The 17,980-nt window shown below is 72.1% G+C and carries 13 protein-coding genes and 1 pseudogene; 3 read left to right on the top strand and 11 right to left on the bottom strand.

Annotated features, from left to right (window positions below; genetic code table 11):
* The first annotated feature begins 20 nt into the window (after positions 1 to 20).
* Positions 21 to 788, top strand: a complete 768-nt coding sequence (gene map / locus ABZV42_RS18000; RefSeq protein ID WP_355978812.1) for a type I methionyl aminopeptidase — start codon at positions 21 to 23, stop codon at positions 786 to 788.
* Positions 789 to 1,019: 231 nt separating this feature from the next.
* On the opposite strand, the gene ggt is transcribed toward map, so the two are convergent.
* Positions 1,020 to 2,837, bottom strand: coding sequence for a gamma-glutamyltransferase (gene ggt / locus ABZV42_RS18005; RefSeq protein ID WP_355978814.1), 1,818 nt, complete (start codon positions 2,835 to 2,837; stop codon positions 1,020 to 1,022).
* Positions 2,838 to 2,940: 103 nt separating this feature from the next.
* Between ggt and ABZV42_RS18010 the strand changes: the two genes are divergently transcribed.
* Both ABZV42_RS18010 and ABZV42_RS18015 read left to right on the top strand, forming a co-directional pair.
* Entirely contained in the window at positions 2,941 to 3,765 is an 825-nt protein-coding gene (locus ABZV42_RS18010) for a hypothetical protein (protein ID WP_355978816.1), read from the top strand.
* Positions 3,766 to 3,902: 137 nt separating this feature from the next.
* Positions 3,903 to 5,477 carry an alpha/beta fold hydrolase gene (locus tag ABZV42_RS18015; protein ID WP_356052619.1) on the top strand — a complete coding sequence of 525 codons (1,575 nt, stop codon included), beginning with the start codon at positions 3,903 to 3,905 and terminating at the stop codon, positions 5,475 to 5,477.
* A 46-nt stretch (positions 5,478 to 5,523) separates the two neighbouring features.
* On the opposite strand, the pseudogene ABZV42_RS18020 reads toward ABZV42_RS18015, so the two are convergent.
* The 10 genes and pseudogenes from ABZV42_RS18020 to ABZV42_RS18065 form a co-directional block, all read right to left on the bottom strand.
* Positions 5,524 to 5,760, bottom strand: a pseudogene (locus ABZV42_RS18020) (amino acid ABC transporter permease); the annotation flags it as partial.
* 7 nt (positions 5,761 to 5,767) lie between these two features.
* Complete coding sequence (locus ABZV42_RS18025; protein WP_356052621.1) at positions 5,768 to 5,914, bottom strand: hypothetical protein; 147 nt, start codon at positions 5,912 to 5,914, stop codon at positions 5,768 to 5,770.
* Positions 5,915 to 6,080: 166 nt separating this feature from the next.
* Positions 6,081 to 6,521 (bottom strand): DUF6278 family protein, encoded by a 441-nt coding sequence (locus tag ABZV42_RS18030; RefSeq protein WP_355978822.1) that lies wholly within the window; start codon positions 6,519 to 6,521, stop codon positions 6,081 to 6,083.
* A 287-nt stretch (positions 6,522 to 6,808) separates the two neighbouring features.
* Positions 6,809 to 7,588: an exodeoxyribonuclease III gene (locus ABZV42_RS18035; RefSeq protein ID WP_355978824.1), complete on the bottom strand. Its 780-nt coding sequence runs from the start codon at positions 7,586 to 7,588 to the stop codon at positions 6,809 to 6,811.
* Between the two features lie 108 nt (positions 7,589 to 7,696).
* Positions 7,697 to 8,332: an MBL fold metallo-hydrolase gene (locus ABZV42_RS18040; RefSeq protein ID WP_355978826.1), complete on the bottom strand. Its 636-nt coding sequence runs from the start codon at positions 8,330 to 8,332 to the stop codon at positions 7,697 to 7,699.
* A gap of 59 nt (positions 8,333 to 8,391) precedes the next feature.
* Positions 8,392 to 9,687, bottom strand: a complete 1,296-nt coding sequence (locus ABZV42_RS18045; RefSeq protein WP_356052623.1) for an alpha/beta fold hydrolase — start codon at positions 9,685 to 9,687, stop codon at positions 8,392 to 8,394.
* A 227-nt stretch (positions 9,688 to 9,914) separates the two neighbouring features.
* A complete protein-coding gene (locus tag ABZV42_RS18050) occupies positions 9,915 to 12,401 on the bottom strand; it encodes an SWIM zinc finger family protein (protein ID WP_356052625.1) in 2,487 nt (828 codons plus the stop codon).
* Between the two features lie 518 nt (positions 12,402 to 12,919).
* A complete protein-coding gene (locus ABZV42_RS18055) occupies positions 12,920 to 15,910 on the bottom strand; it encodes a DEAD/DEAH box helicase (RefSeq protein ID WP_355978832.1) in 2,991 nt (996 codons plus the stop codon).
* A 176-nt stretch (positions 15,911 to 16,086) separates the two neighbouring features.
* Positions 16,087 to 16,668, bottom strand: a complete 582-nt coding sequence (locus ABZV42_RS18060; protein WP_355978834.1) for a sugar kinase — start codon at positions 16,666 to 16,668, stop codon at positions 16,087 to 16,089.
* The gene (locus ABZV42_RS18065; RefSeq protein ID WP_355978835.1) at positions 16,665 to 17,852 is read right to left on the bottom strand and encodes an ROK family glucokinase; all 1,188 of its coding nucleotides are present in this window, start codon (positions 17,850 to 17,852) and stop codon (positions 16,665 to 16,667) included. Before ABZV42_RS18065 ends, ABZV42_RS18060 begins: the two co-directional genes overlap by 4 nt.
* Between the last annotated feature and the right edge of the window lie 128 nt (positions 17,853 to 17,980).

The raw sequence follows: 17,980 nt of genomic DNA on the forward strand, positions 1-17,980 counted from the left end.
ATACCGGTATAGTAATTGGCATGGTGGAACTGAAGACCGACACGTCGATCGACCAGATGTACGCGGCCGGCCAGGTCGTGGGCAGGGCTCTCACGGCGGTGCGGGAGGCCGCTGACGTGGGCGTCTCACTGCTGGAGCTGGACGAGATCGCGCATCAGGTCCTGCGCGACGCGGGCGCGACATCGCCCTTCCTCGGGTATCGCCCCTCCTTCGCGCCCACACCCTTCCCCGCGGTCGTCTGCGCCTCCGTCAACGAGGCGATCGTGCATGGCATCCCGACGGGCTACCGGCTGCGTGACGGCGACCTGGTCTCCATCGACTTCGGCGCCGAACTCGGCGGCTGGGTGGGCGACTCGGCGATCAGCTTCATCGTGGGCACACCGCGCGCCGCCGACGCGCGGCTCGTGGAGACCGCCGAGCGGGCACTGGCCGCCGGCATCGAGGCTGCCGTCGTCGGCAACCGCATCGGGGACATCGCGCACGCCGTCGGCACGGTGTGCAGGGCGGGCGGGTACGGGATCCCGGACGGGTTCGGCGGCCACGGGGTGGGGCGCCGCATGCACGAGGACCCTGCCGTCCCCAACGAGGGCCGCCCCGGCCGCGGACTGCCGCTGCGGCACGGCATGGTCCTCGCCATCGAGCCGATGCTCATCGGCGGCGGCACGGACGGCTACCACCCGGCTCCCGACGGCTGGACGCTGCGCACGAACGACGGCTCCCGGGCGGCGCACGCCGAGCACACGGTGGCCATCACGAACTCCGGTCCGCGCATCCTGACGGCGCGCTGACCGCCCGGGAGCCGAGGGCCGCGGGGCAGGAGGACGATCCTGCCCCGCGGCACGACTGCCGAGCACCACCGCCGGATCACGCCAGGCCGGGCACCCGGAACCGCCGAGGCACGGTCGGTCGCCACGAACGCCGGGCGCCCCTGGTTCGCGAGCCGAGGGCGTGAGCCGAGGGCGTGAGCCGAGGGCGTGAGCCGAGGGCGTGAACCCAGAGCCCGAACCCAGAGCCCGAACCTAGGACGCGGGCCGCACCACCATGGCCGAGCCTCCGCCCCGCCGCACCTTCTCCGCCGCGGCCAGCCAGGTGCCGTCCGCGAGGCGCTGGACGCCGGTGGCCGCGCCGATCTCCGGGTTCAGCTTGAAGGAGTGGCCGATGGCTTCGAGCCCGGCCCTCGACGGGCTGTCGTACAGGCCAGGTTCGAGCTCGGTCTGGGCCGCGTTGCGCTGGCTGGCGCGTGGCGCGGCGATCGCGTCCACCAGCGGGAGACCTCGGTCGACGAACTCGGTCAGGGTCTGAAGGACGGTCGTGATGATGCTCGCTCCCCCGGGCGAACCGAGCGCCACGACAGGCCTGCCGTGCCGGTCGAGGACGATGGTCGGCGAGATCGACGAGCGCGGGCGCTTGCCGGGGCCCGGCAGGTTGGGGTCGTGCACGGCCGGGTTGGCCGGTGCGAAGGAGAAGTCCGTCAGCTCGTTGTTGAGCAGGAAGCCGCGTCCCGGGACGGTGATCCCGCTGCCGCCGGTCTGTTCGATGGTCAGCGTGTAGGCGACGACATTGCCCCACTTGTCGGCCACCGTCAGATGGGTCGTGTTCTCTCCCTCGTACGTCGTCGGAGCGGCCGTCCCGGTGGCACCGCAGGCCGCGGGACGGCTCGGGTCACCCGGCGCGAGCGGGCTCGTCAGCACCGCGTCGTCCTTGATGAGGCAGGCCCGGCCGTCCGCGTACTTCTGCGAGAGCAGACCCTTGGCCGGTACGTCCTCGAAGGCCGGGTCGCCCACCCAGCGGCCCCGGTCCGCGAAGGCGATCCTGCTCGCCTCGATGAAATGGTGCAGGTACTGGGTCTCGCTCGCCCTCGAAAGGTCCGTGCGCTCCAGGATGTTGAGCGCCTCGCCGACCGTGGTGCCGCCGGAGGAGGAGGGAGCGATGGAGTAGACGTTCAGACCGCGGTACGAAGTCCTGGTGGGCGCCTGGCGTTTCGCCCCGTAGGCCGCGAGGTCCCTCAGGGACAGTTTGCCGGGCCGCGCGTCGTAGCCGGAGGCCGGGTCCACGGGCGGCTTGCCGACGGTGGCGACGATCTCCCGGCCCAGCTCGCCCGCGTAGACCGCGCGCGTGCCCTTGCGTCCCAACTCCTCGTACGTACGGGCCAGATCGGGGTTCTTGAACGTCGATCCGACGACCGGCGGCGCGCCGCCGGGCAGGAAGAGCTTCGCGGTGTCGGGGAAGTTCGCGAAGCGGGCCTGGTTCGACTCGGTCTGCGCGCGGAAGGTCGGGTCCACCGTGAACCCGGAGCGGGCGATGCGCTCGGCCGGCTTCAGGACGTCGCCGAGACCTCTGCTGCCCCACGAGTCCAGGGCCGTCTGCCAGGTGGCGGGCGTGCCCGGGGTGCCCACGCTCAGCCCGCTGGTGACGGCGTCCGCGAAGGCGAGCGGCTTGCCGTTCTCCAGGAACAGCCCGGAGTCCGCGGTCAGGGGTGCCGTCTCCCGTCCGTCGATCGTATGCACCGTACGGGACTTGGCGTCGTAGTAGACGAAGTAGCCGCCTCCGCCGATGCCGGACGAGTAGGGCTCGGTGACCCCGAGGGCCGCGGCCGTGGCCACGGCCGCGTCGACGGCGTTGCCGCCCTTCCTCAGCACCTCGATGCCCGCGGCGGAGGCGTCCGCGTCGACGCTCGCCACGGCACCTCCGTAGCCGACCGCGACGGGCACCTTCGCGAGGGGCGTTCTCGCGGCCGTGCCCGCCGCCGGCGCCCCGGGTGGTGCCGCCGCACCGACTAACACCGTCGCGGCCGAAACCGCCAGGACCGTCAGATTCCGCGCAAGAGGACGTCGCATCAATACCTCCAGTCAACAGCCGTCCGCGCAGCGTAACTTCACCACCGTCACCGCGTCAGGCCCCCTCGAACACGGTTCCGTGGGCCCGCTAGCATGCGCGCACATGAATGACGACGTGCGCAACATCGTCCTCGGCGTCCTGGCCGCCGGCATCAGTGCCGCGCTCGGCTGGCTCGCCCGCACCTATCTGTGGAAGCGCAAGCTCCGCCGCAAGCAGGCGTTCTTCGGGCTGCCCGACAACTCCGAGTCCTTGCTGGTGGTGAACCGCGAGGCGGGTGGCCCCGAGCTCACGGTGATGCGGCACGACGTCTTCGCGCTCCTCGAACTGTCGGCACTGATCAAGGACTGTGGCGCGCACGCCCAGGTCATCGCGCACGACGCGACCCAGCAGGGTTTCGGCGAACGCACGGAGTTCTGCGTGGGGGGTCCGGCCTCGAACCGGCGCATGGCCGCGCACCTCCAGTCCCTGCTCCCCGGCGTACAGGTCAACGTCGACTCCGGACGGGGGCCCGACCGGGGCGCCTTCCAGATAGGCAGCGAGCGCTACCGTCTGGAGTCCGGGCAGGCCGAGTACGTGATCCTCGCCCGGCTCACCGCGGGCCAGAGCCGTGACGTGAGACCGGTCTTCCTCTTCTGCGGCCAGCGCGCGATCACCAACCAGGCGGCGACCCGCTATCTCGCCCGCAACCACGCGCGCCTCGCCCGCAAGCACGGCGGCAACAGCTTCGTCCTGCTCCTGAAGGTCGTGAACTCCCAGGCGTACGGCCCCGATGTCGTCGAGGTGGTCGCGGACGTCACCCGCGCCGCCCAGGCCCCGCTGCCGACGCCGCCCGCACTGGACCCGGCGCCGGACCCGGCCGCCGACCCCGGCCAGGACGGCGAGACCGCGACCAAGCAGGCCACGCCCCGGCCGCGTCGGCGTACCTGACTCCGGCCGGTCCCGACGGACGGCAATGAACACTTCAACAATCGTTACTCGCACGTAACTTACCGACGGGTTACTTACAGTAAGCCGCGGCGGTTACCGTCGGGTCACCTTGCACTGACCAAGTGAGGAGTGACCCGTTGGGAAACGGTCGCAACCCCCTGCGTACATCCGCCGTCGGCGCCCTCTCCGCCACCCTGATCGCCACCGCGGGCCTGGGCCTGGCGCCCGCCGCCCAGGCCGCCGAGAGCTCGGGCGGCCTCCGCTTCGTCGACATCTCCGGTGACGGCGGCACGATCCTCAAAGCCAACGTCGTCACCCCCGCCGGAGCGGACGGCACCCGCTCCTACCCGCTCATCGTGCTGCCCACGAGCTGGGGACTGCCGCAGGTCGAGTACCTCGCGCAGGCCCAGAAACTCGCGAACTCCGGTTACGTGGTAGTCGGTTACAACGTCCGCGGCTTCTGGCAGTCGGGCGGCGAGATAGACGTCGCGGGACCCCAGGACACCGCCGACGTGTCCAAGGTGATCGACTGGGCGCTCGCCAACACCCCCGCCGACGCGCGGAAGGTGGGCGTGGCGGGCGTCTCGTACGGCGCCGGGATCAGTCTGCTGGCCGCCGCGCACGACAAGCGGATCAAGGCGGTCGCCGCGCTGAGCGGCTGGGCGGACCTGACCACGTCGATCTACTCGGGCCGTACCGAACACGTCCAGGCGGCCGCCCTGCTGGACGGTGTCGGGCACATCACGGGCCACCCCAGCGCCGAGACCCAGCAGGTGTTCAAGGACTTCTTCGGCTCGAATCTCGCGAAGGAGCCGGATCTGATCGCCTGGGGGAAGAAACGTTCCCCCGAGACGTACATCGACCAGCTCGACAAGAACGGCGCCGCCGTCTTCATGGCCAACACCTGGGGCGACACGATCTTCTCGGCCAACCAGTACGCGAAGTTCTATGACGAGCTGACCGGGCCCAAGCGGCTGGAGTTCCGCCCCGGCGACCACGCCACCGCCGAGATCACCGGGCTGTTCGGGCTCCCCAACGACGTCTGGACCGACACGGGCCGCTGGTTCGACCACTATCTCGCGGGCAAGGACAACGGCATCGACGGCGAACAGCCGGTGCAGCTCAAGTCCCGCTCCACGGGCGGCTACGAGGGCTACCCGGACTGGAAGTCGGTCGGCGCGACCACGAGGAAGATCGCCCTGGAGGGCACCACCAGGATCCACACGAACGTCGACTCGGGCGCGGACGGCGGAATCATCTTCCTGTCCAGCATCCTCGACCAGCTCACCCGGATCCCGCCGATGGCCTCCATCCCGCTGCTGCCGCGCTACTGGAGCGCGGTGTGGCAGTCGGAGAAGTCCACCGGCGTCCAGCGCGTGCGAGGCACCGTCAAGCTCCACACCACGGTCACCGGCACCAAGGAGAGCGGTACGTTCATCGCCTATCTCTACGACGTGGGCCCGCTCGGCATCGGCAAGCTGGTCAGCAACGCGCCGTACACGTTCCATGGGCAGACGCCCGGCGAGCCGTTCGGCGTGGACCTGGACCTGTTCTCCACCGCCTACGACGTCCCGGCCGGGCATCGTCTCGCCCTGGTCGTCGACACGGTCGACCCGCTGTACATCGAGCACAACCCGTCCGGCGCGCAGCTGACCTTCTCCTCACCGGAGCGCGACCCGTCGTACGTGTCGGTACCCCTGCGCGAGCAGTGATCTCCGGCTGGCGCCGGCCGGGCCTGGCCCTGTGAGCTGCTGCCCCCTACAGCGTCGGGGCTGTGTGGGGTACCCCACCCGGCAGCAGCGTCCCTGGTTCGGCCGGAGCCACGTCCACGGCCTCGGTCTCGGGACTGTGCCGCACCCTCCCGTACGCCCGTGGGGCGAACCGGGGGAGCGGCACACACATCCCGATGCGGATCGGCGAGATCACCGTCACCGCGGGGATGAACGGCAAATCGTAGTCGAGGTTCGCCGCGGTCGGCCTCCCGGGCCCGAGGAAGTGCGCCTCACCGGACAGTTGAGGATCCGTTCGACGGGCCGGTGATCACGACCGCCCCTCCCTTGCCGGGGGCGAGGTCGTCGTCCTGCGGAACATGCGGCTCCCCGAAGTGCGTCGTGTCGTCGTACTGGTCGGTCGACGGATCGACGGCCATGCCGGTCACGCCCGCGCTCGGCGGCGCCGGTCACCGCAAACTATCGGCGCAAATCGCCACTTAAGGGACGACACGCACGCCGGGTCATTAGCCGTATTTGAGGCTGGATCAAGAGCCGGTCACGACACTCCGGGCGATCACCGGGATACCCCTGCGGGCACTCCGGTCAGGCCTCCGTGGCCTCGGCGTACATCTGGGACAGCTCGGGGACGCCCTGTACGGCCCAGTCGAGGCCGGCCTCGACGACCGGGATCTCACGGCCCGAGGGGAGCCGGACGGCCGGGCTGCCGCCGGGCCAGACGTGCCAGGAGGCACCGGGCACCGTGCGCACCACGACGGTCCCGAGATAGAGGCCGGCGTCGTTGCCGAGCCAGGGCAGCGCCTCGGGGTCGTCGCGCCACAGCGGCAGAAGCTGGTCGAGCGCCACCAACGAGTCCGGGGTGTCGTCCAGTTCGAGGCCCACGGCCGCGGCCTGGGAGCGGAGCAGTTCGCACTCCGAGAGCAGCTCGGCCACACCCACCGGATCGTCCTCGAAGGCCTTGGCGAGGGGCCGGTCCGACCGCACCGGATGCCGCTTGAGCAGCTTGTCCAGGAAGGAGATGTTCATGACCGGCCTCTCCGTGGGGTGCTGTCGCCGAAGCTCCATGTTCCCGCTATGTGAACAAAATGTAGTTCGCGGCATTTCATCACGGAATCAGGCGAATCATGACGCCCTGAGGAACGCCTCGGACACCTCTGACGGTTTTTTGAACCGTCTATGGAGAAGGATGCCCGCGATCACGAGGCCCGATGCCTGTGCGCAGGCCCTCCGTGCGCAGGCATCCCCGCGCACGGAGGGCCTGCGCGCTGAGATGTCTGCGCACGGAGGGTGCTTGTGCGCGGGAGGGGTGTGTCCTAGACGTCCAGGTCCACCACGACCGGTGCGTGGTCCGAGGCACCCTTGCCCTTGCGCTCCTCGCGGTCGACGTACGCGTCCTTGACCGCCGTCGAGAACGCCTCGTTGCCGTAGACGAGGTCGATGCGCATGCCGCGGTTCTTCGGGAAGCAGAGCTGGCGGTAGTCCCAGTACGTGTACGGGTGGTCGTACTTGAGCGGACGCGGGACCACGTCCGTCAGACCCGTCTCGCGCAGGGCCGCCAGCGCGGCGCGCTCGGCCGGGGTGACATGGGTCAGGCCCTCGAACGCGGCCACGTCGTACACGTCGTCGTCCGTGGGCGCCACGTTGTAGTCGCCCATCACCGCGAACGGGCGGCCGCCTGCCGCGTCGCCCGCCACCGCCGTTCTCAGGGCCTCGAACCACTGGAGCTTGTACGTGTAGTGGGCGTGGTCCACCTCGCGGCCGTTCGGCACGTACACCGACCAGACGCGCACCGGACCGCAGGTCGCGGAGACGGCCCGGGGCTCCTCCGTGCCCTCGTACGCGGGGCCGCCGGGCAGGCCCTTGACCACGTCCTCGAGGCCGACCCGGGAGATCACCGCCACGCCGTTCCACCGTCCCGTGGCGTGCACCGCCGCCTCGTACCCCAGTTCCCGCAGTTGTTCGGCCGGGAACTGCTCGGCGGCGACCTTGGCCTCCTGGAGGCACAGCACGTCCGTGCCGCTGCTCTCCAGCCAGGCCAGCAGCCTCGGGAGACGGGCGGTGATCGAGTTCACGTTCCAGGTCGCGATACGCATGCCTCACAACCTACCGGGCGGGTACGACAACGAGTCGGCCCGAGACACTCCGTGCCGCCCCACGGCCGGCGGGACGGCACGGAACGCCACGGAATCGGGCCCGCAGGATCAGATCTGCGCCGACGCCCCCGGCGTGAGCCGCAGGTGCTCGGAGCCGCCGAGGGCGCCGATCTGGCGGTCGTAGATCGGCCGGGCGAGGTCCGTGAGCAGGGCGTCGTGGATGTCGTACGCGCGTTGCGGCTTGACCTCGCGGACGTAATCGATGACCTCGGAGATCTTGTTCCACGGGGCCATCACGGGGAGCATCAGCGTCTCGACCGGACGGTCGGGAACGGTGAGGGCGTCCCCGGGGTGGAAGACGCGGCCGTCATCGACGAGATAGCCGACGTTGGTGATCCGCGGGATGTCCGGATGGATCACCGCGTGCAGTTCGCCGTGCACCTGGACGTCGAAACCGGCGGCGGTGAACGTGTCGCCGTGGCCGACGGTGTGCACCCGGCCGGGGAAGGCGGCGGAGACCTTCTCCGCCACCGACCTCAGTGTCCAGATCTCGGCCGCCGCATCGGCCTCCATGGCCGCGCGCAGCCGCCCCTCGTCGAAGTGGTCGGGGTGCTCGTGCGTCACGAGGATGACGTCCGCGCCCAGGGCCGCGTCCTCCTCGCTGAAACCCCCGGGATCGATGACGAGCGTCCGCCCGCCCTTCTCGAGACGGACGCAGGCGTGCGACTTCTTCGTGAGCTTCATGGGTCCATCCTGCCCCCGCACCCGCCCCGGGGGCCGCTCCCGCGGACGACTCCGCCCGCTCACTCCTCGGGTGTCGTCTCCTCACGGATGACCTTCTGCGCCACCCGGAAGGCGTTGTTCGCCGCCGGCACACCGCAGTAGACGGCCGTCTGGAGCAGCACCTCCTTGATCTCGACCGGGGTGAGACCGTTGCGCAGGGCGGCACGGGTGTGGACGGCGAGCTCGTCGAGGTGGCCGCCCGCGACGAGGGCGGTCAGCGTCACACAGCTGCGAGAGCGCCGGTCGAGTCCGGGCCGGTCCCAGATCTCGCCCCACGCGTACCGGGTGATGAACTCCTGGAAGTCCCCGGAGAACTCGTCCGCCGAGGAGAGCACCCCGTCGACATGCGCGTCCCCCAGCACCTCGCGCCGCACCTTGATCCCGATGTCGTAGGGATCCTGCCGCCCCATGATCTCGGGCGCCACGGGGGCCGGGCCGATCTCGGCCAGGGGGGAGACAGCAGGCGGGGCGGCCTGCACCGGGTAGGCCGGCGGGACCTGGACCGCCATCTGGCCCGTGGTCGAGTCGAAGGCGGGCAGCCAGGCGCTGGAGAAATGCCGTACGAGCAGGTCCGTCACGGCGGCGGGCTGCTCCACCGGAACCAGGTGCGAGGCACCGGGGACGACGGCCAGGCGGGCGTCCGGTATCCCGGCGACCAGTGTGCGCGCCTCCGCGGGCCCGGTGACCTGGTCGTCGGAACCGGCCAGGACGAGCGTCGGCACCCCCACCAGGCCCAGTTCGCCCCGCACGTCGAAGGCGGCGAGCGCCTCGCAGGCCGCGATGTAGCAGCCGGGGTCGGTGGTACGCACCATCTGCACGGCCCACTCGGTGATCGCGGGCTGGGCCGCCGCGAAGCCGCTCGTGAACCAGCGGTCGGGCGAGGTACGGGCGATCGGGTCGAGGCCGTTCGACCTCACGATCACTCCACGCTGGCGGAACTCGTCGGGCGTGCCGAAGCGCGGCGAGGCGGCGATCAGCGCGAGGGAGGCGACGCGCTCCGGGCGGCGCAGTGCCAGTTCGAGCCCGATGGCCCCGCCGAACGCGCAGCCCGCGTATCCGAAATGGTGGATGCCCAGCCGGTCGAGCGTGGCCAGCAGCCGCCCGGCGAGTTCGGACACCGACCCGGCGGGATAGGCGGGCGCTCCGCCGTGTCCCGGCAGGTCGAACCGGAAGATCCGCCAGCTCTTCGCGAGCTCCGGGATCTGCCTGTCCCACATGTGCCAGGTGGTGCCGAGCGAGGGTCCGAGTATGAGGACGGGGGCGTCTTCCGGGCCATCGACGCGGTACTGGAGGGCAGGGGTCTTCGTCTCACTCACCGTCCCACGCTAGCTTCCGAGCCCGTTAGGACGGAAATGGGGGCCGTTCGTCCACACTGCCCCCACCGGGCCGCCACATGTGTCCACACTGCGGCCGAACCGCTCATACCGGACCAACGAGACCGGAAATGTGCTGAATGGGGGCCACTTTGGCCGACTTGAGCTGGTTTTGATCATAAATAAACCGACTCGGGGCGGAAAGGGCCGACTCGGATCTCTCCTCGCCGTCAGAGCTCACCCGGTGCGCCGAGGCCCGTCAGTGCGCCGACCGGGTCCAGGTCGGGGGTGCCGCGGGGCCACCAGTCGTCATGGCCGGGCTCGGACTCGTAGGCGTACCAGAGGCCGTTGCGGCCGAGGCGGAGCTGGGCGTCGCCTCGCGGGTGGGTCAGGTGGTTGCGCCAGGGGCGGAAGGCCGGGAAATCGGCGGCCATCAGCAGCGGCCGGGCCCGGTCGAACCGGCCCGCGGGCGGGTCCCAGGCCTCTTCGAGCACGCCGAGCGCATCGAACCCGCCCTGCCGCCAGGCCGCGACCGCCCGTGCCAGGTCGACCGGGGTGCGGCCGGTCGCGGAGGCGAGCGAGGAGTAGAGGGCGCGGGTCGCGGCCGTGAGCCCGGAACCCGGTCGGGCCGCGGCGACGCGCACCGCGTCCTGCCAGAGCGTCAGTTCCGCGACGGGATCGCGGCCCGAGGTGAGCAGCGTGTACGCGCGGGCCGCCGCGTCCGTGGCCAACTGGTCCAGCGCGAACGCGTCCGGGCCGCCCGGTGCGCCCGGGTAGGCCGGCGGCTGCTCGGGATGCGGGGGCGGCGGCAGCGGAGCGGGAAGTGGCGGCAGGACGCGTCTCGCGAGGGCGTCACGGGCGCGTACGCCGGCCGGCTGTTCCGGTTCCCGCTCCTGGGCGGCGCGGGCCGCCCGGGTGGCGTTGCGCCGGGAGAGCGCGTCGAGGAGTTCGCGCTCTCCCCGGCCGCGCAGCAGGAACAGCACGAAGGGGTCCTGGTCCAGCAGCCGCGCCGTCTGGTAGCAGAGCGCGGCCGCGTGCTTGCAGGGGTGCCCGAAGTCGGGGCAGCTGCAATGCGGTTCGAGTTCGCCGGGGCCGGGAAGCAGTTCGACTCCGCAGTCCGCGAGCGACCTGGGCATCTCCTTGTCGAGCAGCGCGGCGATGTGTCCCGGCCGCTCGGCGGCGGCGTCGAGAAAGCGGTCCCAGTCGCCGTCGGACAGCGTCCGCACCCTGACCTGGACGCGGTACGGCCGCGGCCGGCTCCCGTGCACATAGGCGAGCACCACACCGGGTGTGACGGTGACGGCGTCGACATACCCGTGCCCCGCGTACGTCCGCCCGCGCGCCAGCCGTGCCGTGTCCAGCGCCCCTTCCTCCAGTGCCGTGACCCACGCGTTGCCCCACCATGTCTCCGCGAACCCGCCCTCATCCCTGACCCGCGCGGGGAAGGCGGGGAAGGTCCGGCGCAACTCACCGTCACGGCCCGGGGATGCCATGGAGCGAGGGAGCCGCTCGGCGGGGACGGGGGTGGTGCCGCCCGGTTCGCCGGTGCTGGCGGCACCGGCCGACGAACGGGTGCCGCGGGACTCCCGGCGGTGAGGAGCCCCGGGCGCTCGGGACTCCGGAGACCCGGAGAACTCCGTTGACTCGGCGCCCCGTTCGGGGGTGAGAAAGCCAAGCCCGAGGGAGCCGACCGTGAAGGGCTCGACGACCGCTGATTCCTCCCGCTCGGGGACGGGGTCCGTGGAGTGTTCGGGGTCGGTGAAGTCTTCTGCGCGCGAGGAGTGTTCTTGGTACGAGGAGTGCTCCGGGTGCGTGACGCGTTCTGGGTACGCGGAGGCTGCGGAGTGTGCGGCGCCTTCCGCGTGTTCGGCGTGGGCCGCACGTTCGGCGTGGTCGCCATGGTCCACGCGTTCGGCGCGCTCGGAGTGGTCCGCGGGTTCGGCGTGGGCCGCGCGTTCGGCATGTTCGGCGCGCTCGGAGTGGGCCGCGCGTTCGGCGTGAGCCACACGTTCGGCGTGAGCCACACGTTCGGCATGTTCCGGGCGCTCGGAGTGTTCGGCGTGGGCCGCGCGCGAGAGTCGGTCGTCGGCCCCTTCTCGGGGCGCCTCGCCGGTGTCGTCGACCGAACCCGGCGGCTGCCCGGTGTCGTCGACCGAATCCGACGGCTGCCCGGTCTCGGCGATCACGTCGGGGGGCAACCGGAAGGCGTCCGCGAGCAGATGGCGGAGCTGCCGCTGCTGGGACGCCCGATCCGTGGTCACTGGATGCGCGGCATTCCGTAGCCCCCGGGCACCCACCGACGGCGTTCCGGCGGTTCGACGCCTCGGGCCGACTCCCTTGTCCCCACCGTCCGTTGACCGCTCGCCGCTGCCCTCCGCCGCCTCGGACCGAAGCCGCCGAGCCTCGTCCCGCGCGGCGCGCAGCGCCTCACGGGCGATGTCACCGGGTCGCGCGACTCCCCCGCCCTCCGCACCGGAACGCACCGTGGCAGCCGACTCCCCCGCCGAAACCCCGCCAGGACGCAACGCCCCGCGAGCGATGTCACCGGGTCGCGCAACTCCCCCAGCCTCGGCGCCGGACGGGCGGCCAGGCGTCGCCCGCTCCGTCGTCTCTGGGCGGCCCACCGAACCCCCGGCAGGACCGTGCCCGGGGCCGGCCTCGACCGCGCCCTCGGATGCCGGGCGCGCCGCGTCAGGCGTGTCCGGCAACTCAGTCACGACACGCGCGTGCGCACGAGCGCGAGCGCTGACGTCGATGTCCGGTCCCTTGTCAGCTCCCGTGTCCGGGGACACGGTCACGGCCGAATGTCCACCGGCATCGACACCCGCGCCGCCATCGGCCCCCGCGCCCGCGCTTGCATCAGACCTTGCACCCGCACCATCGAACCTCGCCACCGAGGTCGTCCGTCGCAGGGCCTCGCGGGCCGCGTCGCCCGGCCTCGCACTCGAGGTGGACGCCCGCGGAGGCTCCTCAGGCGCACCGGACGAAGACGAAGGGGGCGGGGGCGGGGACAACGACAGGGATGACGGACCTGTCACCGTCTCCCACGCGGTCCCCGGGCCAGAGCCCGTGCCCAAGGGATCGTCGGCCGCCGCGGCCTTCCGTGCGGCGCGCAGGGCCCGGCGGGCCTCGTCGGCGGGGCGGTCTCCGGTCGCGAGGCGCTGCGGATCGGTGCCGTCGGCCGGTTCGGCGGCTCCGGCCTCGGTCACGCGGGGCTCCTCTTCCTCGGTCCCGCTCATGTGGGCCTCCGCAGCGAGACGAGGTCCGACAGCTCGCGGTCGGTCAGTTCCGTCAGGGACGCCTCGCCGGAGCCGAGGATCGCGTCGGCGAGGGCCCGCTTGGCTTCGAGCATCTCGGCGATCCGGTCCTCGACCGTGCCCTCGGTGATGAGCCGGTGCACCTGGACGGGCTGGGTCTGGCCGATGCGGTAGGCGCGGTCGGTGGCCTGCTCCTCGACCGCGGGGTTCCACCAGCGGTCGAAGTGGACGACATGGCCGGCGCGTGTGAGGTTCAGCCCTGTGCCGGCCGCCTTGAGCGACAGCACCAGGACGGGGGTCGCCCCGCTCTGGAAGCGGTCCACCATGTGTTCGCGGTCGGCGACCGGCGTCCCGCCGTGCAGGAGCTCGACCGGGACGGCGCGGGCGGCGAGATGTTCAGTGATGAGGCGGGCCATGCCCACGTACTGCGTGAAGACGAGCGCCGAGCCGTCCTCGGCGAGCAGGGTGTCCAGCAGTTCGTCGAGCAGGGCCAGTTTGCCCGAGCGGGTGGAGGTCCCCAGCGCTGCGGCCCGCGCGTCCTCCTTGAGGAACAGGGCGGGGTGGTTGCAGATCTGTTTGAGGGAGGTCAGCAGCTTGAGGACCAGTCCTCGGCGGGCGATGCCATCGGTGGTCTCGATGGCCAGCATGGACTCGCGGACCACCGCCTCGTACAAGGAGGCCTGTTCGCGGGTGAGCGGGACGGGGTGGTCCGTCTCGGTCTTCGGCGGGAGCTCGGGGACGATGCCGGGGTCGGACTTCTTGCGGCGGAGCAGGAACGGACGGATCAGCCGGGCCAGTCGGGCCGTGGCCTCCTCGTCCTCCCCGTTCTCCACGGCGCGCGCGTGCCGTGCGCGGAACGACTTGAGGGGGCCGAGCAGCCCCGGGGTCGTCCAGTCGAGCAGCGCCCACAGTTCGGAGAGGTTGTTCTCCACGGGGGTGCCTGTGAGCGCGACGCGCGCGGGTGCGGGGATCGTCCGCAGGGCCTTCGCCGTCGCCGAGTAGGGGTTCTTCACGTGCTGCGCCTCGTCGGCCACGACCATGCCCCAGCGCCGGTCGGCGAGGTGGGCGGCGGCCGACCGCATGGTGCCGTAGGTGGTGAGGACGAAGCCGCCGTCGAGACCGTCGAGGGTGCGGTCGGGGCCGTGGAACCGGCGCACGGGGACGCCGGGCGCGAAGCGCGTGATCTCCCGCTGCCAGTTGCCGAGGAGCGAGGCGGGGCAGATCACGAGCGTCGGTTCGCTGCGGGCCCGCTTCAGGTGGAGCGCGATGAGCGTGACCGTCTTGCCGAGCCCCATGTCGTCGGCGAGGCAGCCGCCGAGGCCGAGGGACGTCATGAGGTCCAACCAGGCCAGTCCGCGGAGTTGGTAGTCCCGCAGACGGGCGTCGAGACCGGGCGGGGGCTCGACCGGGGTCACGCCCGCCGTGAGGCGGTCGCGCAGGGTGGCGAGGGCCCCGACCGGCACCGCCTCGACGGTCTCGCCGTCGACCTCGGCGGTTCCGGTGAGCGCGGCGGACAGGGCGTCCACCGGGTCGAGCAGGCCCAGTTCGCGTTTGCGGGCCTTGCGGACGAGGGCGGGGTCGACCAGGACCCACTGGTCGCGCAGCCGGACGACCGGCCGGTGGGCCTCGGCCAGGGAATCCATCTCGGCCTCGGTGAGCGGATCTCCGCCGAGGGCCAACTGCCAGCGGAACTGGAGGAGTTCCTCGCTCTCGAAGAATCCGGTCCCGTCCGTCGCGGATCCGGGCGCGGGACGCACCACCGCCGCGGCGCTCAGGTCGTGCGCCAGATCCCGGGGCCAGTGCACGGCGACACCGGCCGCGCCGAGCCGGGTGGCGACGACTCCGAGCAGATCCGACAGCTCGTCCTCGGAGAGGGCGAGCACATCGGGCACGTCCTGTTCGGAAAGGCGTTCGAGGGGTGGCCAGACACGGGCGGCGCGGCGGACGGCCAAGGCCGCGTCGACGTGGGCGCGGGGCCCGAACACCGCGTCCGCGTCCCCCGCCCACAGGGCGGCCGCGTCGACGACGAGGGTGGGGTCGGCGAGGCTGTGCACCTGGACGACGGCGGCGCCCGCGCGCCGCGCCCCCTCTCCGTCGTCGAAGAGCTGGTGGGCGGCCAGGTCCAGGCGCAGCGAGATCCGTACGCCCGCGTCCATGCCCGCCGCGACCTCGGCGGCCCAGTCGTGGGCGCCGGTCAGCCGCTGCGGCTCGCGGGCCGCGAAGGGCTTGCCGCAGGTGTGAGGCGCGGCGGGGGTCCGGGGCAGGGTGTCGGCGACCGCGTCCAGGAAGGACCGCACCAGTGCCTCCGGCTCGGGCAGCCGGATCGCCCCCTTGCCGGGCAGGGGCACCGCGTGTCCCTCGTACGGGAGGGCCTCGGCGACCGCCCTCAGGTGCGCGATGTCGTCCGGGCCCAGGGGACCCGCGCGCCAGGCGTCGAAGCCGTCGGGGGTGAGCCCCGGCAGCAGACGTCCGCGCGCGACGAGGCGCAGCGCGTGCAGTGCGGCGGCGCCCCAGCAGGCGGTGGCGGGATGGGCCGCGGGGTCCCGCCGCGCCCCGGCGAGCAGGGGCAGGGCTTCACCGAGGGAGAGGATCAGGGCGGGGACGGTGCTCCTGCGGACCCCTTGGCCGTGCGGTCGTACGACCGTCAGTTCGGTGTGTTCGCGCGCGGACACTTCCGTGCCGACTGCGGAAGCCGTCGCCCCGTCGGGCTGCTCCCCCGGCCGCGGGCTGTCCCCGTCGTCCGTGGCGGGCAGGGGTTCGCCCGCCGGGTCCCAGAACGCGACACGTCCCTCGCGGGGCAGCTGAGCGGGCAGGAAGACGGCGGCGAGCCGCGCGGAGGGCGTTCGGCCGGAAAACGGCCGCGTGAGCGCCCGCGTCCCGGGATCCCCCGTGGCCGCCGGGCGGGCCCGGGCCGAGGACGCATCCGCGGAAGGCACCCGCGCGCTCACCACTTCCACGCCGTCGCTCATCCGTCTGGTCACCTCCCGCCCGTCGGTCGAATCAGTTGTCTTCGACTCTACGGGCGGGGTCTGACAATCGGCTCCCACGGCCGCGGCGGGCGCCGGTGGACCTGGCCCGGCCTGCCTGAGCGTGCCTGAGCTGGGCCGGGCTGAGCCGGGGTGGGCTGGGTCCGGCCCGACCCGGGCTACGGAATCGTGCGCGAGACGAGATACACCATGGGGTGGTCCGTCCCTGAGCCGCTCACCACGATGTCCTGGGTGGGTGCGGGGTCCTTCTGCTTGTGGACGAGTCCCCACCAGGGGCCGGGGCCCGTGAACTCCCAGCCGACGACCTTCTGGTTGCGGTCGCTGATGGTGATGTGGTTCTGCTTCAGGGCGGCGCGGCTGGTGCCGACGGTCTTGAGGAACCAGTCGAGGCCCGCACGAGTGGTGCCGAACTGGACGTACAGCCGGCTGGTCTTCCAGTTGTTCGTCTCGTAGTACGCGACGTGGGTGGAATCAGCGGGCATGGGCACCTGGTAGAGGCGGCGCTGGACGCGCGAGGGCCAGCCGACGGTGAGGCCGGTCGCCGAGTACTTCGCCTCCTTGTCCTTGCCGCTGTTGCGGCTCTGGTCGGCGGAGATGACCAGGTAGCCGGCCGGTACGCCGATGAGCAGCACGATGATCAGCAGGGTCAAGGCACGGCGGCGGAACTTGTGGCGCGGGTCCTCGGGCGGCCGCTGCGGCTCGTCCGGGGACATCGCCTGACGAGGGAGTGAGGCTGTCACCGGGACTCCTGCTGCGTCGTGCGGCGGGTCTCGGCGTAGCGCTCGTACCGTTCGTAACGCTCCACGCGGCGTCGCTTGGCGCGCCTGAAGCGGCGGGCGACGAGGCGCGCGAGGTCGGCGGCGCCGACCATGCCGGCCTCGGGGCCGAGCTGGGCGCGCGCGATCCGCGCCTCGGGGCGGTAGCCACGGCCCGTGAGGTGCCGGCGGAAGGCCTCGCGGGCGGGACCGATCAGCAGGTCGTCGGCCGCGCTCACGCCGCCGCCGATGACGAAGCAGGAGGGGTCGAGAGCGGCGGCCAGGTTGGCGATGCCGACGCCGAGCCACTGACCGATGTCCTGGAGGAGCTCGATGCACATGGCGTCGCCCTCACGGGCCAGCTCGGTGATCATCGGGCCGGTGATGTCACCGATGTTGCCCTTGACGTGCTCGATGATGCCGTACGCCACCGGGGAGTCGGCGGCGGCGAGCTCGCGGGCCTCGCGGACCAGCGCGTTGCCCGAGCTGTACTGCTCCCAGCAGCCGCGGTTGCCGCACGGGCAGCGGTGGCCGCCGGGCACGACCTGCATATGGCCGAACTCTCCGGCGACCCCGAACTTGCCGCGCTTGACCTGGCCGTCCTCCAGGATCGCGCCGCCGATGCCGGTGCCGAGCGTGATCATCACGAGGTGGTCCTCGCCGCGGCCGGCGCCGAAACGCCACTCGGCCCAGGCGGCGGCGTTGGCGTCGTTGTCGACCAGGACGGGCACCGCGAGCCGCCCGGCGAGACGGTCGCGCAGCGGCTCGTTGCGCCAGGAGAGGTGGGGGGCGAACAGGATGCGGTTGCGCTCGGCGTCCACCCAGCCGGCCGCCCCGATGCCCACGGCGTGCACGTCGTGCCGGTCGGAAAGGTCCAGCACAAGCTCGACGATGGTGTCCTCGACGACCTTGGGGCTCTTGGACTTGTCCGGCGTCTCGGCGCGGACCTTCTCCAGGATGTTGCCGTCGGCGTCCACGACACCCGCCATCACCTTCGTGCCACCGATGTCGATGCCGACGGTGGGGACGCGGGGTGCCGTCAGATGGGAACGGCGCTCGCGCGTGCCCACGGTCCGCAGGACGGTGGCCCGCGCGGAGCCGATGGGGGTGCCCCCCGCGCGAGCGGAGCCGAGAGCTCGGGGCAGCGCGAGGTCGCGGTAGGTGCTCATCGCGTCGATTCTGCCCTACGCCGCACCGGGGCCGCACCGTGGAAGCGCCGTGACACATGTGACGTGTGGGCCGTCCGTGACCCGTCCCGGCCGGCCCGCGGAGCCGTCCGGGACCCGGTCCCGCGACC

The organism is Streptomyces sp. NPDC005281, from assembly GCF_040607495.1.
Taxonomy (GTDB): domain Bacteria; phylum Actinomycetota; class Actinomycetes; order Streptomycetales; family Streptomycetaceae; genus Streptomyces.

What these genes read in the sequence shown, in the direction of transcription:
- map (WP_355978812.1), top strand. Translation starts at nt 21, where the DNA reads ATGGTGGAACTGAAGACCGACACGTCGATCGACCAGATGTACGCGGCC.
- ggt (WP_355978814.1), bottom strand. Translation starts at nt 2,837, where the DNA reads ATGCGACGTCCTCTTGCGCGGAATCTGACGGTCCTGGCGGTTTCGGCC.
- ABZV42_RS18010 (WP_355978816.1), top strand. Translation starts at nt 2,941, where the DNA reads ATGAATGACGACGTGCGCAACATCGTCCTCGGCGTCCTGGCCGCCGGC.
- ABZV42_RS18025 (WP_356052621.1), bottom strand. Translation starts at nt 5,914, where the DNA reads ATGGCCGTCGATCCGTCGACCGACCAGTACGACGACACGACGCACTTC.
- ABZV42_RS18030 (WP_355978822.1), bottom strand. Translation starts at nt 6,521, where the DNA reads ATGAACATCTCCTTCCTGGACAAGCTGCTCAAGCGGCATCCGGTGCGG.
- ABZV42_RS18035 (WP_355978824.1), bottom strand. Translation starts at nt 7,588, where the DNA reads ATGCGTATCGCGACCTGGAACGTGAACTCGATCACCGCCCGTCTCCCG.
- ABZV42_RS18040 (WP_355978826.1), bottom strand. Translation starts at nt 8,332, where the DNA reads ATGAAGCTCACGAAGAAGTCGCACGCCTGCGTCCGTCTCGAGAAGGGC.
- ABZV42_RS18055 (WP_355978832.1), bottom strand. Translation starts at nt 15,910, where the DNA reads ATGAGCGACGGCGTGGAAGTGGTGAGCGCGCGGGTGCCTTCCGCGGAT.
- ABZV42_RS18065 (WP_355978835.1), bottom strand. Translation starts at nt 17,852, where the DNA reads ATGAGCACCTACCGCGACCTCGCGCTGCCCCGAGCTCTCGGCTCCGCT.